The organism is Streptomyces rapamycinicus NRRL 5491, from assembly GCF_024298965.1.
Lineage (GTDB): Bacteria > Actinomycetota > Actinomycetes > Streptomycetales > Streptomycetaceae > Streptomyces > Streptomyces rapamycinicus.
This window is the reverse complement of the sequence record NZ_CP085193.1, coordinates 1,361,524-1,378,786: the sequence shown is the minus strand read 5'-3', so window position 1 is coordinate 1,378,786 and position 17,263 is coordinate 1,361,524. Positions and strand designations below refer to the sequence as shown.

2 protein-coding genes are annotated in these 17,263 nt (G+C 72.9%); both read left to right on the top strand.

From position 1 onward, the window contains the following. Positions 1-17 precede the first annotated feature (17 nt). Positions 18-12,197 carry a type I polyketide synthase gene (locus LIV37_RS05800; RefSeq protein WP_020866162.1) on the top strand — a complete coding sequence of 4,060 codons (12,180 nt, stop codon included), beginning with the start codon at positions 18-20 and terminating at the stop codon, positions 12,195-12,197. Between the two features lie 16 nt (positions 12,198-12,213). Continuing rightward, positions 12,214-17,247 carry a type I polyketide synthase gene (locus LIV37_RS05795; RefSeq protein ID WP_121825774.1) on the top strand — a complete coding sequence of 1,678 codons (5,034 nt, stop codon included), beginning with the start codon at positions 12,214-12,216 and terminating at the stop codon, positions 17,245-17,247. Positions 17,248-17,263 lie beyond the last annotated feature (16 nt).

Sequence of the window (17,263 nt, the reverse complement as noted above, 5' to 3'; positions counted from 1 at the left end):
GGGCCGGGTGAAACCTCATGGTGAACGTGAATGAAGAGAAGCTGGTCGAGTATCTCAAGCGCGTTTCCGCGGATCTGCACGATACGCGCCTGCGTTTGCGTGAGGTGGAGGAGCGATACCAGGAGCCGATCGCGGTCGTGAGCATCGCCTGCCGGTTCCCGGGCGGGGTGAACACGCCCGAGGACCTGTGGCGGCTGGTCGCGGGCGGTGTGGACGCCATCGGGGATTTCCCCACCGACCGCGGCTGGGACCTCGACAGCCTCTATCACCCGGACCCGGACCACCCCGGCACCACGTACGTCCGCCGGGGCGGATTCCTTCACGACGCCGACCGGTTCGACCCGCGGTTCTTCGGCATCAGCCCGCGCGAGGCGCTCGCCACCAGCCCCCAGCAGCGACTGTTGCTGGAAACCGCCTGGGAGGCATGCGAACGGGCGGGAATCGACCCGGTGTCCCTCAAGGGCTCCCGGACGGGCGTCTACGCCGGTACGGCCACCACCGGCGGCACCACATCGGGTGACCTTCCGCAGAAGGGCTCCGAGGGATACGCGGGCAACGCACCGAGCCTGCTCTCGGGCCGGGTGTCCTACACCCTCGGCCTGGAGGGACCGGCCGTCACGGTGGAGACGGCATGTTCGTCGTCGCTGGTCGCGATCCATCTGGCCGGCCAGGCACTGCGGCAGGAGGAGTGCGCCCTGGCCCTGGCCGGCGGGGTGACGGTGATGACCACCCCCGAGGTGTTCACCGGCTTCTCCCGGCAGCGCGGGCTGTCCCCGGACGGGCGGTGCAAGGCGTTCTCGGCGGACGCCGACGGCACGGGATGGGGCGAAGGCGTCGGCCTGGTGCTGCTGGAGCGGCTGTCCGACGCCCGGCGCAACGGTCATCGGGTACTGGCGGTCATCCGTGGTTCGGCCATCAACCAGGACGGCGCCAGCAACGGCTTCACCGCCCCGAACGGCCCCTCCCAGCAGCGGGTCATCCGCCAGGCCCTCGCCAGCGCCCGGCTGGCCCCGTCCGAGGTGGACGCGGTGGAGGCCCATGGCACGGGCACCAAGCTGGGTGACCCGATCGAGGCCGACGCGCTGATCGCCACGTACGGCCGGGACCGGCCGGAGGACCGGCCGCTGTGGCTCGGCTCGCTGAAGTCCAACATCGGCCATACGCAGGGTGCGGCGGGTGTGGCCGGTGTCATCAAGATGGTGATGGCGCTGCGGCACGACGTACTCCCGGCCACCCTCCATGCCGAGGAACTGACGCCCCATGTGGAGTGGGACGGCGGCGGTGTGCGGCTGCTGACCGAGCCGGTGGAGTGGCCGAGCGGTGAGCGCCCGCGCCGGGCCGGTGTGTCGTCCTTCGGGATCAGCGGCACCAATGCGCATGTGATCGTGGAGCAGGCTCCTGAGGAGGATGCGTCGGCGCCGTCCTCCGAGCTGGGTGGGGTGGTGCCGTGGGTGGTGTCGGGGCGGAGTGCGGAGGCGTTGCGGGGGCAGGCTGGGGCGTTGGCTGAGTGGGCGGGGGATGTGTTCGAGCCTTCGTTGGCCGATGTGGGGTGGTCGTTGGTTACGGCGCGGTCGGTGTTTGAGCATCGGGCGGTGGTGGTGGCTGGTGACCGGGCCGGGTTGTTGGCGGGTGTGGAGGCGCTGGCGGGGGGTGTCTCGCATCCGGGTGTGGTGCAGTCGGGTGCGGCGGCCTTGGCGAGTGGTGCGGGTCCCGTGCTGGTCTTTCCCGGTCAGGGTTCGCAGTGGGTGGGAATGGGCGCTGAGTTGCTGGAAGTGTCCCCGGTGTTCGCGGCTCGGGTGGCGGAGTGTGAGTGGGTGCTGGCGTCGTATGTGGATTGGTCGCTCACGGATGTGTTGCGTGGGGTGGAGGGTGCGGCGGATCTGGGGCGGGTGGATGTGGTCCAGCCGGTGTTGTGGGCGGTGATGGTGTCGTTGGCGGCGGTGTGGGCCGGGTATGGCGTACGTCCTGCGGCGGTGGTGGGTCATAGCCAGGGTGAGATCGCGGCGGCTGTTGTCGCGGGGGCGCTGTCGCTGGAGGACGGTGCGAAGGTCGTGGCGTTGCGGAGCAAGGCGTTGCGGCGGTTGGCCGGGGGCGGGGCGATGGCGTCGCTCGGTGTGGGGCAGGAGCGGGCGGGGCAGCTGTTGTCCGACCTGGGGGACCAGGCCGCCGGAGTGGGTGTGGCAGCCGTCAATGGCCCCTCGTCCACGGTGGTTTCGGGTCCGCCGGGGCGGGTGGCCGCCGTCGTGGCCGCGTGTCAGGAGGTGGGGGAGCGGGCGCGGCTGATCGAGGTGGATTATGCCTCGCACGGCCCTCAGGTGGAGGAGATCCGCGACGAGTTGACGCGGGTGCTGGAGGGTGTCCGTCCGCTCGATACGTCCGGTTCGGATACGGCGTTCTACTCGACCGTGACTGGCGGCCGTGCCGCCACCACCGACTTGGACGCCGCCTACTGGGTGACCAATCTCCGTGAGCGGGTGCGGTTCGCCGATGCCGTCGAGGCGTTGTTGGCCGATGGGCATCGGGTGTTCATCGAGGCCAGCACCCACCCCGTGCTCACCCTCGGTCTGCAGGAGACCTTCGAGGAAGCCGAGATCCCGGCGGTCACCGTGCCGACCCTGCGCCGCGAGCACGGCGGCCGGGCCCAGCTCCTCCACTCGCTCGCCCAGGCGTTCACCGCCGGGGTCGACGTCGACTGGAAGGCCGCGTTTCCGGGTGATCCCACCCCTCGTACGGTCGATCTGCCCACGTATGCCTTCCAGCGCCGGCGCTACTGGGCCACCGCCGCCGGCGGGGTCGGTGATGTGGGTGCCGCGGGGCTCCAGCGGGTGGAGCACCCGTTGTTGCGGGCGGCGGTGGGCCTTGCCGATGGCGGGCTGGTGCTGACCGGGCGGGTGTCGGCCACCGGCGGCGACGGCTGGCTCGGTGACCATGTGGTCGCGGGAGCGTCGCTGGTGCCGGGCGCGGCGCTGGTGGAGTGGGCGTTGCGGGCGGCCGATGAGGCGGGCTGTGGCGGCGTCGAGGAGCTCGCGCTGCAGGTGCCGTTGGTGCTGCCGGAGTCCGGCGGGCTGCGCGTGCAGATCGTGGTGGGCGAGGCCACCGAGGGCGGGCGGCGCGATGTGCGGATGTACTCCCGGCCCGACCGCGATGCCGAGCCGGGCGCGGATCCCGACTGGGTGTCCCATGCCGAGGGCGTCCTGAGCCCGTCGGCCACGCCGAGCGCGGCCGAGGAACTGGCGGGAGTCTGGCCTCCCGAGGGCGCGAAGCCGATGGATGTCGAGGACTTCTACGAGCATGCCGCGGCGGCGGGCTATGCCTACGGGCCGTCGTTCCACGGGGTGCGCGCGGTGTGGCGGGACGGTGCGGACCTGCTGGCCGAGGTGGCATTGCCCGAGGCGGCCGGGGACGCGGATGGATTCGGCATCCACCCGGCACTGCTCGACGCCGCCCTGCACCCCATGCTGCTCGCCGCCGACATCGAGTCGGCCGACGATGGGGGGCTGCGGCTGCCGTTCGCCTGGAACGGCGTGTCCTTGTGGGCCACGGAGGCGACCACGGTCCGGGTCCGGCTCGCGCCCCATCAGGACGGTGCGGCGGGTGAGCGCGGGTTGCGGGTGGTCGTGTCCGATGGCATGGGCGCCCCGGTGCTCACGGTCGAGTCCCTGACGATGCGCCCCGCCGACCCGCGTCAACTGAGGTCCGTGGGCGGACGTGGCGTCGATGGGCTGTTCACGCTGGACTGGATCCCGATGCCCGACGTGGCGGCCGCGGCCGCCTCCGAGGCCATGGGCTGGGTCGTACTGGGCGAGGACGCGCTACACCTGTCCGAGGAGCCCGGACTCGGCGGCGGGGGAGCGGTGTGCCATCCGGGTCTCGAAGCGTTGGTAGCCGCGCTCGACGACGGTACGCCACCTCCCGCGTTCGCCGTGACTTGCCTGCCCGCCGACGGTGGCCCGTCGGACGCCGGAGTCGCGGCCCGTGGCTTGGCCGCCGTCGGCCAAGCGCTGGAGCTGGTGCGGGGGTGGCTGGCCGAACCACGGCTGGCCGACGCCCGGTTGGTGGTGGTGACACGCGGCGCGGTGTCGATCGGGAACCCTGAAGGCGGAGCCGACGACGGAGAGCTGAACGTAGCCGCCGCGGGGCCGTGGGGGCTGCTGCGGAGTGCGCAGGCGGAGCATCCGGACCGGTTCGTCCTCCTCGATCTCCACCGGGCCATCGATCCGGCCGCGGGTGAGGTGGCGGATGCCGTGGTCCGTGTCGTACGGGCGGATGAGCCACAGGCGGCGCTGCGCACCGAGGGGCCGATGGTGCCCCGACTGATGCGCGCACATGACACCGGCCCTGACACCGGCGGTGCCGACGAGGCGGAATCCGGCGGGCCGACCCCTGGTGGACTCGACCCGGACGGCACGGTGCTGATCACCGGTGGCACGGGTCTGCTGGGCGGTCTGGTGGCCGAGCATCTCGTACGCACGTGGCAGGTCTACCATCTGGTCCTGGTCAGCCGACGTGGCTCGGACGCGCCCGGCGCACCGGAGTTGGCCGGGCGGCTGAGCGACCTCGGTGCGCGGGTGCGGATCGCCGCGGTGGATGTCGCGGACGCGGAGGCGGTGGCCGAGGCGGTGGCCGGTATCGACCCGGCGCATCCGCTGACCGGTGTCATCCATGCGGCGGGGCTGCTGGATGACGCGATGGTCACCTCGCAGACGCGGGAACAGGTGGCGCGGGTGTGGGCGGCGAAGGCCACGGCGGCCGCCCATCTGCACACCGCCACGGCGGATCTTCCGCTCCGCATGTTTGTGATGTTCTCCTCGGCCGCCGGAGTCGTGGGCAACGCGGGTCAGGCCGGATACGCGGCGGCGAACGCGTTTGTCGACGCGCTGGTGGCCCATCGGCGGGCGCTCGGGATGCCCGGGCTTTCCCTGGCATGGGGCCTGTGGGCGCGGGCCAGCGAGATGACCGGGCATATGGGCCGGGCGGATCTGACGCGACTGCGCGGAATGAGGCCGTTGGCGTCCGAGCGCGGGCTGGCCCTGCTGGACGCCGCATGCCGGTTCGCGGACCCGCTGATGGTGGCCGTGGACTTCGACCCGGCCGGAGTGGCCGGTGAGGAGCTTCCGGCGGTGCTGCGGGGGTTGGCGTCCGGCCGTACCCGGCGGCGGGTCGCTGAGGGTGGTCCGTCGGCCTCGGGGTTGGCGGCTGAGTTGGTGGGGTTGGATGCGGTTGGTCGGTTGGGTGTGGTGGTGGATGTGGTGCGGGGTGGTGTGGCGGTGGTGTTGGGGTTTGGTTCGTTGGGTGAGGTGCGGGTGGATGTGGCGTTCAAGGAGTTGGGTTTTGATTCGTTGACGGCGGTGGAGTTGCGTAATCGGTTGTCGGTGGTGACGGGGTTGCGGTTGCCGGCGACGTTGGTGTTCGACTATCCGACGCCTCGGGTGCTTGCGGAGTATCTGTGCACCCGGCTGACCGGCGAGACCGCAGGCTCCCGCGCTCCCCTCGCGGTGCGGGCCGACGTGGACGATCCCGTGGCGATCATCGGCATGACCTGCCGTTTCCCAGGAGGCGCGAACTCCCCAGAAACGCTGTGGGACCTGGTCGCCTCGGGGAAGGACGTGATCGGGGAGTTTCCGACCGGCCGGGGCTGGGATCTGGACGGGCTGTTCCACCCGGACCCCGATCACCCGGGCACCAGCTACGCGAACGAGGGTGCCTTCCTCCATGACGCCGACGCGTTCGACGCGGCGTTCTTCGGGATCAATCCGAGGGAGGCGCTGGCGACGGATCCGCAGCAGCGGTTGCTGTTGGAGGCGTCGTGGGAGGTGCTGGAGCGGGCGGGGATCGACCCGGTGTCGTTGAAGGGCAGCCCGACGGGTGTCTACGCGGGCGTGATGTACCACGACTACGCCGCCGGGCTCAGCGGCGGCGGCGCGGATGTGAGGCTCGAGGGCTATGCGATGCTCGCGGGTTCGGGCAGTGTGGTCTCGGGCCGGGTGGCGTACACGCTGGGCTTCGAGGGTCCGGCGGTGACGGTGGACACCGCGTGTTCGTCGTCGCTGGTGGCGATGCATCTGGCGAGCCAGGCGCTGCGGCAGGGGGAGTGCACGCTGGCCCTGGCCGGTGGGGTGACGGTGATGGCCACCCCGGATGTGTTCACCGGCTTCTCCCGTCAGCGCGGCCTGGCCCCCGATGGCCGCTGCAAGCCCTTCGCGGCGGCCGCTGACGGGACGGGCTGGGGCGAGGGTGTGGGCGTTCTGCTGCTGGAACGGCTGTCGGACGCCCGGCGCAACGGCCATGAGGTGCTGGCGGTGATCCGTGGGTCGGCGGTCAACCAGGACGGCGCGTCCAATGGGCTGACGGCACCGAACGGTCCGTCGCAGCAGCGGGTGATCCGGCAGGCGCTGGCGAGCGCCGGACTGTCGGCATCGGATGTCGACGCGGTGGAGGCGCACGGTACGGGTACGACGTTGGGGGATCCGATCGAGGCGCAGGCGCTGCTGGCCACGTACGGTCAGGGACGCCCGGCCGAGCGGCCGCTGTTGCTCGGCTCGATCAAGTCCAACATCGGGCATACGCAGGCGGCGGCGGGTGTCGCGGGTGTCATCAAGATGGTGCAGGCCATGCGCCATGGAACGCTGCCCGCCTCGCTGCATATCGATGAGCCGAGCCCGCATGTGGACTGGGAGAGCGGTGCGGTGCGGCTGCTGACCGAGGCGGCGGAGTGGCCGAGCGGTGAGTGGCCGCGCCGGGCCGGTGTGTCCTCGTTCGGCGCCTCCGGAACCAACGCCCATGTGATCCTGGAGCAGGTTCCTGAGGAGCGCGGGCCGGAGTCGGGGGCAGTCTCCTCCGGCATGGGCACGGTCCCGTGGGTGCTCTCGGCGCGGAGCGCGGAGGCACTGCGCGGCCAGGCCACCGCTCTGGCTGACCGAGTGGGTGGCCCGTCCGAGCTCTCGCCCGTCGATGTGGGGTGGTCGTTGGTCACCACGCGATCGGTGTTCGAGCATCGAGCCGTGGTGGTGGGTGATGACCGCGCGGAGTTGTTGGCCGCCGTGGAGGCGTTGGCGGCGGATGTGTCGCATCCGGGTGTGGTGCAGTCGGGTGCGGCGGCGCTGACGGGAGACGTAGGCCCGGTGCTGGTCTTCCCCGGTCAGGGTTCGCAGTGGGCGGGAATGGGCGCAGAGCTGCTGGAAGCGTCGCCCGTGTTCGCGGCTCGGGTGGCGGAGTGTGAGCGGGTGCTGGCGTCGTATGTGGATTGGTCGCTCACGGATGTGTTGCGTGGCGCGGAGGGTGCGGCGGATCTGGGGCGGGTGGATGTGGTCCAGCCGGTGTTGTGGGCGGTGATGGTGTCGTTGGCGGCGGTGTGGGCCGGACACGGCGTACGTCCTGCGGCGGTGGTGGGCCACAGCCAGGGTGAGATCGCGGCGGCTGTGGTCGCGGGGGCGCTGTCCCTGGAGGACGGTGCCAAGGTCGTGGCGTTGCGGAGCAAGGCGCTGCGGCGGCTGGCAGGTGGCGGGGCGATGGCCTCCCTCGGCGTTGGCCAGGAGCGGGCGGGCCAATTGCTCTCCGGCCTGGGAGATCAGGCCGGGGGCGTGGGCGTCGCGGCCGTCAACGGCCCCTCGTCCACGGTGGTTTCGGGTCCGCCGGAGAAGGTGGCCGCTGTCGTGGCCGCGTGTCAGGAGGCGGGGGAGCGGGCGCGGCTGATCGAGGTGGATTATGCCTCGCACGGCCCTCAAGTGGACGAGATCCGTGCGGAGTTGAACGAGCTCCTGGCCGGTGTCCGTCCGCTCGATACGTCCGGTTCGGGCACGGCGTTCTACTCGACCGTGACCGGTGGCCGGATCGACGGCTCGGCCCTGGACACGGACTACTGGGTGCGGAATCTCCGTGAGCGGGTCCGGTTCACCGATGCCGTTCAGGCCCTGCTGTCCGATGGCCATCGGGTGTTCATCGAGGCCAGCACCCACCCCGTGCTCACCCTCGGTTTGCAGGAGACCTTCGAGGAAGCCGAGATCCCGGCGGTCACCGTGCCGACCCTGCGCCGCGAGCACGGCGGCCGGGCCCAGCTCCTCCACTCGCTCGCCCAGGCGTTCACCGCCGGGGTCGACGTCGACTGGACCACCCTGTACCCGAGCTCCCCGGCACCCCGCGTGGTCCCTCTGCCCACCTACGCGTTCCAGCGCGAGCGCTACTGGCTCGACGGCCACGGTGGACGCGCCGGCGACCCGGCCGGTCTCGGGCTGGTCTCCGCCGGACATCCGCTGCTGGGCGCCGCTGTGGAACTCGCCGATGGCCGTGGCCATGTGCTGACGGGCCGGATCTCGGCCCGTACGCACACATGGCTCGGTGAGCATGTGGTGGCGGACGCGGTGCTGGTCCCGGGGGCGGCACTGGCCGAGTGGGTGCTGCGGGCGGCCGATGAGGTCGGCTGTGGCGGAGTGGATGAGCTGGCGCTGCGCGTGCCACTCGTCTTGCCGCCGTCGGGCGGGCTGCGGGTGCAGATCGTCGTGGGCGAGGCCGCCGAGGACGGGCGACGCGAGGCGCGGGTGTACTCCCGGCCCGCCGCCGGTGAAGGAGACTCCGGCACGGGCTGGGCGTGTCATGCGGAGGGTGTGCTGAGCCCGCCCCCGGACCGTTCCGGCGAGGCGCCGGGACTGGGCGGGGCGTGGCCTCCGGCCGGTGCGGCACCGCTCGGCGTCGACGGGTTCTACGACCGGGTCGCGGCCTCGGGCTATGCCTACGGGCCGTCCTTCCAGGGGTTGCGGGCCGTGTGGCGGGACGGGGCCGACGTATGCGCGGAGGTGGTCCTGCCCGAGGCCGCCGGGGAGCAGACCGGATTCGGCATCCATCCGGCGCTGCTGGACGCCGCGCTGCATCCCGCACTGCTGATCGGCCAGCTCGACACGCACGATGCCCCCGAGACTGCCGGTGACGGACCCACCGATGGCCGGGTCTGGCTGCCATTCGCGTGGAACGGCGTGACGTTGTGGGCGGCCGGGGCGACCACGGTCCGGGTACGTCTCTCTCCGCACCAGGAGGCCGCCGAGGGCGAGCGCGCACTGCGGCTGACCGTGGCCGACGCCGTCGGCGCACCGGTGCTGACCGTCGACTCCGTGGCGATGCGGCCCGCGAGCGTCGATCAGCTGCGGGCGGCGGTGGCCCCCGGCAGCCATGCCACGGACAGTCTGTTCACCGTGGAGTGGACTCCCCTGCCGCTCGCGGCCGGGGCCAGGGCCAGGGAGGCGGTGAACGGGGCCGGGGAGGCGGTGGCCGGGGACGATGGCTGGGCGGTCCTGGGCGTCGGCGGCCACCCGGATCCGGCCGCGCTCGTCGCGGCACTCGATGACGACGAGCCCGCACCGCCCGTCGTTCTCGCCGACCTGACCGACCTGACCGACCTGACCGACCTGACCGACCTGACTGACCTGACTGACCTGACTGACCTGACCGACCTGACCGACCTGACCGGGCCCACCGGTGAGGGCGATGAGGAGGCGTCGGCCGAGGCGCTGTCGGCGACCGAACGGGCGCTGGAGCTGGTACGGGGCTGGCTGGCCGAACCACGCCTGGCGGACGCCCGGTTGGTGGTGGCCACACGAGGCGCGGTCGCGGTGGACGGCCCCGAGAACACCGCCCGGGTGGACCTGGCCGCGGCCGCCGTATGGGGCCTGGTACGCAGCGCACAGTCGGAGCACCCCGGCCGCTTCGTCCTCCTCGACCGCGACGATGAGCCCGACTCCCAAGCGGCCCCGTACACCGACGCCGTACGCATCGCCGTGGCGCGCGCCGTGGAGATGGACGAACCCCAACTGGCCCTGCGCGCCGGTCGGGCCCTCGTGCCCCGTCTGGTCCATGCCGGTACCGGTGGCGCGGGGCTGGTGGGCCCCGTGGCGCAGCCCGAGGCGTGGCGGCTGGACACGGCGGGCACGGCGACCCTGGAGAACGTCGTACCGGTGCCCTGCCCCGAGGTGCTGGAGCCCCTGGGCGCGGGCCAGGTACGGATCGCCGTACGCGCCGCCGGTGTCAACTTCCGTGATGTCATGGTCGGTTTGGGCATGGTGCCCGGCCAGACCGGACTCGGCGGTGAGGGCGCCGGAGTCGTCGTGGACATCGGCCCCGAGGTGGCTCAGGTGTCCGTGGGCGACCGTGTCATGGGCGTCCTCGACCAGTCGTTCGGACCGCTCGCGGTCACCGACGCGCGGTTGCTGGCGCCGATCCCGGACGGCTGGAGCTTCCGGCAGGCGGCGGGCGTACCGGTGGCCTATCTGACCGCCTGGTACGGACTGACGGATCTCGCCGGGCTGCGCCCCGGGGAGTCGGTGCTGATCCACGCCGCGACCGGTGGCGTGGGTACGGCCGCCGTGCGGATGGCACGGCATCTTGGCGCGGAGGTCTATGCGACGGCGAGTCCGGCGAAGCATGGGGTGCTGGAGGAGATGGGCATTGATGCGGCGCACCGGGCCTCGTCGCGCGATCTGGGCTTCGAGGAGGCGTTCGGTGAGGCCACCGGTGGCCGGGGCGTGGACGTGGTGCTCAACAGTCTCGCCGGTGAGTTCGTGGACGCCTCGCTCCGTCTTCTCCGTGCGGGCGGGCGGTTGCTGGAGATGGGCAAGACCGATATCCGTGACCCGGAGCTGATCGCGGCCGAGCACCCCGGGGTGACCTATCGGGCCTACGACCTGATCGCCGACGCCGGTCCTGACCGTATCGGTGAAATGCTGTGTGAACTGGGTGAGTTGTTCGGCTCCGGTGTGCTGGCGCCGCCTCCGGTACGGGCGTGGCCGCTCAGCCGGGCGCGTGAGGCGTTGCGGTGTCTCAGTCAGGCCAGGCACACCGGCAAGCTGGTCCTGGACGTCCCCGCCCCGGTGGACCCGGATGGCACCGTGCTCGTCACCGGTGGCACCGGCACCCTCGGCGCACTGGTCGCCGAGCACCTCGTCCGCACTTGGAACGTCCGCCATCTGCTGCTGGTCAGCCGCAGCGGCCCCGAAGCGCCCGGGGCGAAGGAGCTGGTGGCCCGGCTCGCCGACCTGGGGGCCGAGGCCCGGATCGAGGCGGTGGACGTCACCGACGGCGCCGCGGTGCGCGACCTCGTCGCGGGCATCGACCCGGCACACCCACTGACCGGTGTCGTCCACGCGGCGGGTGTGCTGGACGACGCGGTGGTCACCTCCCAGACCCCGGAGCGTCTGGCGCGGGTGTGGGGGCCCAAGGCCACGGCCGCGGCCCATCTCCACGCCGCCACCGCGCATCTGCGGCTCGGCATGTTCGTGATGTTCTCATCGGCCGCGGGCGTGATGGGCAGCCCGGGCCAGGCCAACTACGCGGCGGCCAACGCCTATTGCGACGCCCTGGCCGTCCACCGCCAGGCCATGGGCCTCCCGGCCGTCTCGGTGGCCTGGGGGCTGTGGGCCGATGCCAGCGGTATGACCGGGCATCTGGACGAGGCGGACCTGGCCAGGATGTCCCGCTCCGGCATCGGCGCCATGTCCGGTGTGCAGGCGCTGGGGCTGATGGACGCCGCATGCTGGCACGGCGCCCCGCAACCCGCGGCCGTACAGCTCGACCTGCGGACCCTGGCCGCCCAGCCCGCGGACACCCTGCCCGCACTGCTGCGCACGCTCCTCGACAGCGGCACGACCACCCGTCGTACCGCAGCCACCGGGGCGCCCGCAGCCGGTCTGGTCGCCCAGCTCACGGCGGTGCCCGCGGAGGAGCGGCACCGGATCCTGCTCACGCTGGTGCGCACGCAGGCCGCGGCGGTCCTGGGCCACACCGACCCCGGGGCGGTGTCCGGTGACACCCCGTTCAAGGATCTGGGCTTCGATTCGCTGACCGGTGTCGAACTGCGCAACCGGCTGGCCGCCGCCACCGGGCTGCGGCTGCCCGCCACCGTCGTCTTCAGGCATCCGACACCCTCGGCCATCGCCGCCGAACTGTGCGAGCGGCTGTGCCCCGCACAGGCGGACACCCCGGCGCCCGTCTTCGGCGAGCTGGAGCGGCTGGAGGCGGCGATGGCGGGGCTCGGTGCCGACGACGAGGCCCGCGGCCGGCTGGCGAAGCGCCTGGAGTCGCTGCTGTGGCGGCTCACCGACGACACACCGGCCGAGGCCACCGGCGAGCACCGCCCCGCCGCGGACGACGGCGCCCTCGACTCCGCGTCGGACGACGAGTTGTTCGAGTTCATCGACAGGGAACTGCCCTCTTGACCGTGAGTGAGGACTGATGTCGGGTACGGAAGAGAAACTCCGCCAGTATCTGAAGCGGGTCACGGTGGATCTCGGGCAGGCCCGTCAGCGGCTGCGCGAGATGGAGGAGCGGTCCCAGGAGCCGGTGGCCATCGTGAGCATGGCCTGCCGCTACCCGGGTGGGGTCGGCTGCCCCGAGGAGCTGTGGGAGCTGGTGGCCTCCGGTGGCGACGGCATCACCGCGTTCCCCACCGACCGCGGCTGGGATCTGGACGGCCTCTACCACCCGGACCCCGACCACCCCGGCACCAGCTATGTCCGGCACGGCGGGTTCCTGGACGGCGCCGACCGCTTCGACGCGGAGTTCTTCGGGATCAGCCCGCGCGAGGCCCTGGCGATGGATCCGCAGCAGCGGCTGCTGCTCGAGGTGGCCTGGGAGCTGTTCGAGCGCGCGGGTGTCGACCCGGCGACGATGAAGGGCAGCCGGACCGGTGTGTACGCGGGCGTGTCCAGCCAGGACTACCTGTCCCGGATGCCCCAGGTGCCCGAGGGCTTCGAGGGCTATGCCACGACCGGCAGCCTCACCAGTGTGGTTTCCGGACGGGTGGCGTACACCTTCGGTCTTGAGGGCCCGGCGGTGACGGTGGACACGGCGTGTTCGTCGTCGCTGGTGGCCATGCATCTGGCGGGCCAGGCGCTGCGCCAGGGCGAATGCGATCTGGCACTCGCGGGCGGGGTCACCGCGCTCACCACACCCACCGCCTTCGCCGAGTTCTCCCGGCAGCGCGGCCTGGCCCCGGACGGCCGCTGCAAGTCCTTCGCGGCCGCCGCGGACGGCACGGGCTTCTCCGAGGGCGTCGGCCTGGTCCTGCTGGAGCGGCTGTCGGACGCGCGGCGCAACGGGCATCGGGTGCTGGCCCTGATCCGGGGCTCGGCCGTCAACCAGGACGGTGCCAGCAACGGCCTGACCGCGCCCAACGACGTATCGCAGGAACGGGTGATCCGCCAGGCGCTGGCCAACGCCCGCCTCGCCGCCGATCAGGTCGACGCGGTGGAGGCCCATGGCACGGGCACCTCCCTCGGCGACCCGATCGAGGCACACGCGCTGCTGGCCACCTACGGCCGGGACCGGCCCGGTGAACGGCCCCTGTGGCTGGGGTCGCTGAAGTCGAACATCGGCCATGCCCAGGCGGCCGCCGGGGTGGCCGGTGTGATCAAGATGGTGATGGCGCTCCGCCACGAGACGCTGCCGGTGACCCTGCACATCGATGAGCCGACCTCGCATGTGGAGTGGGAAGGCGGCGGGGTACGGCTGCTGACGGAACCGGTGGCGTGGCCGAGGGGCGAGCGCCCCCGCAGGGCCGGGGTGTCCTCGTTCGGGATCAGCGGCACCAATGCCCATCTGATCCTGGAGCAGTCCCCCGAGCCGAGCCCCCCTGCCGGGCAGGAGGAGCCCGAGCCGGCGGAGCCCGCCGACCACGAGTCCGAGGCGGTGGCGACGGCGGTGGCGACGGCGGTGGTGCCCTGGGTGCTGTCCGCCCGTAGCGGCCGGGCCCTGCGGGGGCAGGCCGCCGCGCTCGTCCGGCGGATGGCCGCCGGCTCAGGGCCGTCCGCCGCCGAGGTGAGCTGGTCGCTGGTCACCACCCGCTCGGTGTTCGACCACCGGGCGGTGGCCGTGGGCGAGACCCGCGAGGAGCTGCTGGCGGCCGTGGAGGCGCTGGCCACCGGCGGGACGCACCCGGCTCTGGTGCACCCCGGTGGCGCCGCCGTGGCCGGGGACCTGGGCCCGGTGCTGGTGTTCCCCGGACAGGGATCGCAGTGGGCGGGCATGGGCGCCGAACTGCTCAATGCCTCACCGGTGTTCGCCGCCCGTGTGGCGGAGTGTGAGCGTGCCCTTGCGCCCCACGTCGACTGGTCCCTCACCGATGTGTTGCGCGGCGCCGACGGGGCGGGCCATCTGGGCCGTGTCGACGTCGTACAACCCGTCCTGTGGGCCGTGATGGTGTCGCTCGCCGCGGTGTGGGCAGGCCATGGCGTACGTCCGGCGGCGGTGATCGGGCACAGTCAGGGCGAGATCGCGGCGGCCGTGGTGGCCGGGGCCCTGTCGCTGGAGGACGGTGCCAAGGTTGTGGCGCTGCGCAGCAAGGCGTTGCGGCGGCTGGCCGGTGGCGGGGCGATGGCCTCCCTGGGAGTGAGCCGTGAGCGGGCCGAGAAGCTGCTGGCCGGGCTGGGCGACCAGACGGCGGCCGTGGGGGTGGCGGCCGTCAACGGCCCCTCGTCCATGGTGATTTCCGGGCCGCCCGAGCAGGTGGCGCACGCCGTGGCGGCGTGTCAGGAGGCGGGTGACCGGGCGCGGCCGATCGAGGTGGACTACGCCTCGCACAGCCCCCAGGTGGACGAGATCGCCGACGAGCTGACGGAGGCCCTGGCCGGTGTCCGGCCGGTCGCGTCCACGGTGGCGTTCTACTCCACGGTCACCGCGGGCCGGATCGACACCACCGCGCTGGACACCGGGTACTGGGTGGCCAACCTCCGTGAACCGGTGCGGTTCGCCGACACCGTCCGGGCCCTGCTGGCCGATGGCCACCGCGTGTTCATCGAGAGCAGCACCCACCCCGTACTGACCGTCGGCATGCAGGAGAGCTTCGAGGAAGCCGGGGCCGAGGCGGTCACCGTGCCCACGCTCCGGCGTGACCACGGCGGCCCGGCGCGGCTGATCGGGTCCCTCGCGCTGGCCTTCACGGCGGGCGTCGCGGTCGACTGGACCACTCTCCACCCCACCGGCCCCGCCGCCCCACGCACCGTCGAACTGCCCACCTACGCCTTCCAGCGGGAGCGGTACTGGCTGGCCGACTCGGTGTCCTTCGACCCCCGGCCCGCGGCGGACGAGGAGGAGTCCCGGTTCTGGACCGCCGTGGAGGACGAAGACCTCGGTGCGCTCTCCGAGACGCTGAGCCTCCCGGACGACACCGGCCACCGGACCTCGCTGGGCACCGTGCTCCCCGCGTTCTCGACATGGCGCCGCGCCCGGCGTGAGCGCTCCGCCGTGGACACCTGGCGCTACCGCGCCGAGTGGCGGCCCGTCGCCGACGACAGGCGGCCCGGCACCGATGCCGCTCCCGCTGCCGGGGGCTCCTGGCTCGTGGTCCACCCCAAGGGCACCTCCGACGGCTGGACCGACGCCTGCGTACGGGCGCTGGGCGCGGACGGCGGCCGGGTGCGGCGGCTGGAGGTGGCCGAGGACACCGACCGCGAGGGGCTCGCCGAGTCGCTGCGCTCCCGGTGCGCCGAGGAGCCGCCGCCGACGGGCGTCCTGTCGCTGCTGGCCCTGGACGACGACGCGCCGCCGCTGCCCGGCGCGGCCCCCGGCCTCACCGGCACGCTCACCCTGCTCCAGGCGCTGGTGGACGCCGCCGTCACCGCGCCCCTGTGGTGTGCCACCCGCGGCGCGGTCGCCATCGACGACTCCGACCCCCTGGACGCGCCCCACCAGGCCCAGCTGTGGGGGCTCGGGAGGGTGGCCGCCCTCGAACACCCGGAGCGATGGGGCGGGTTGGTGGACCTGCCCACGAGCCCCGGCACCCTCGACGCGGAGCGGCTGCGCGCCCTGCTCACCGGTGCCTCGGGCGAGGACGAAGTGGCGCTGCGCCAGGCCGGTGCGTACGGCCGCCGGCTGGTCCCCGACCCGATCGGCGGCCGTGCCCCGAAGCGCACCTGGAAGCCCCGGGGCACCGTGCTCATCACCGGAACCGCCGACGGGCCCGCCGCCCAGGTCGCCCGCCACCTGGCCGCAGACGGGGCGGAACACATCGTGATGCTGTGCCCGGGAGGTGGCGACGCCCCCGGTGCCGTTGAGCTGAAGGCCGAACTGGACGCGCTCGGCACCGGACTCACCGTGGCCGACCACGTGCCCGCCGACCGGGAAGGCACCGCACGCTTCGTCGAGCGCGTGGCGGAGGCGAGCGGACGGATCGGGACCATCATCCACACCTCGGCCTCCGGCGAGCTGGCCCCGCTGATGGAGCTCACCCCGCGGCGGCTGACCGAGGAGATCCGCGCCCATCTGGACGACACCGGGCGCCACCTGGACGAACTCTGCGGCATGGGCCCCGAGGACACCGTGGTCTACTTCTCCACCGTCGCCGCGTCCTGGGGCAGCAAGGACCACGGCTCCTACGCGGCCGCCACCGCCTGCCTCGACGCGCTGGCCCGGCACGACCGGGCCGACGGACGGCCCACCGTCTCGATCGCGTGGGGGCTGTGGGACCTGCCGTACGGCGGTGAGGCGGCGGACGCGACGACGGCCTCGCACACCGAGCGCTCCCGGCGGCAGGGCCTGTCCCCGCTGGACCCCCGGCCGGCGCTGACCGCACTGCGCCAGGTGCTCGACCACGACGATCCGGGCGTCACCATCGCCGATGTGTCATGGGAGCGCTTCGCGCCGCTGTTCACCCTCGCCCGTCCCAGCAGGCTCTTCGACGGTGTCCCGGCCGCCCGCCAGGCCATCGAGGCGGCGCGGGGGCCCGCGGCGGACACCGGCACCGACGAGGTGTCGGCGCTGCGGCGGGAGCTGGCCGCCCTGCCCGGGGACGAGCGGGTCGAGCGGCTGCTGGCGCTGGTACGCGCCCATGTGGCGGCCGTACTGCACTATCCGGCGCCGGAGGCGGTCGAGCCGGACCGCCCGTTCAAGGAGCTGGGGTTCGACTCCATCGCGGCCGTGGAGCTCAGGAACCGGCTGCGCGCCGCCACGGGGCTCAGCCTGCCGACCACGGTGGTCTTCGACTATCCGACGCCTCGCACGCTGGCGGGCCGGCTGCTGACCGAGGTGGACCCGGGGGAGGCCGACGTGGCACATCCGGTGTCCGGACACCTCGACGAGCTCGATGCCGCACTGGCCGGGCTGCCGACCGGCGACCCGCGCCGCGCCGGTCTGGTGAACCGGTTGCAGGCACTGGTGTGGAAGTACACCGCCACCGCCGAGGAGGCCGATGAGCCCGCGGGCGAGCAGGACCTGGCGGCGGCCACCGCCGATGAGGTGTTCGCCCTCATCGACCGCGAGCTCGGGGTCTGACCGGCGGTCGCGGGCC

What these genes read in the sequence shown, in the direction of transcription:
- LIV37_RS05800 (WP_020866162.1), top strand. Translation starts at nt 18, where the DNA reads ATGGTGAACGTGAATGAAGAGAAGCTGGTCGAGTATCTCAAGCGCGTT.
- LIV37_RS05795 (WP_121825774.1), top strand. Translation starts at nt 12,214, where the DNA reads ATGTCGGGTACGGAAGAGAAACTCCGCCAGTATCTGAAGCGGGTCACG.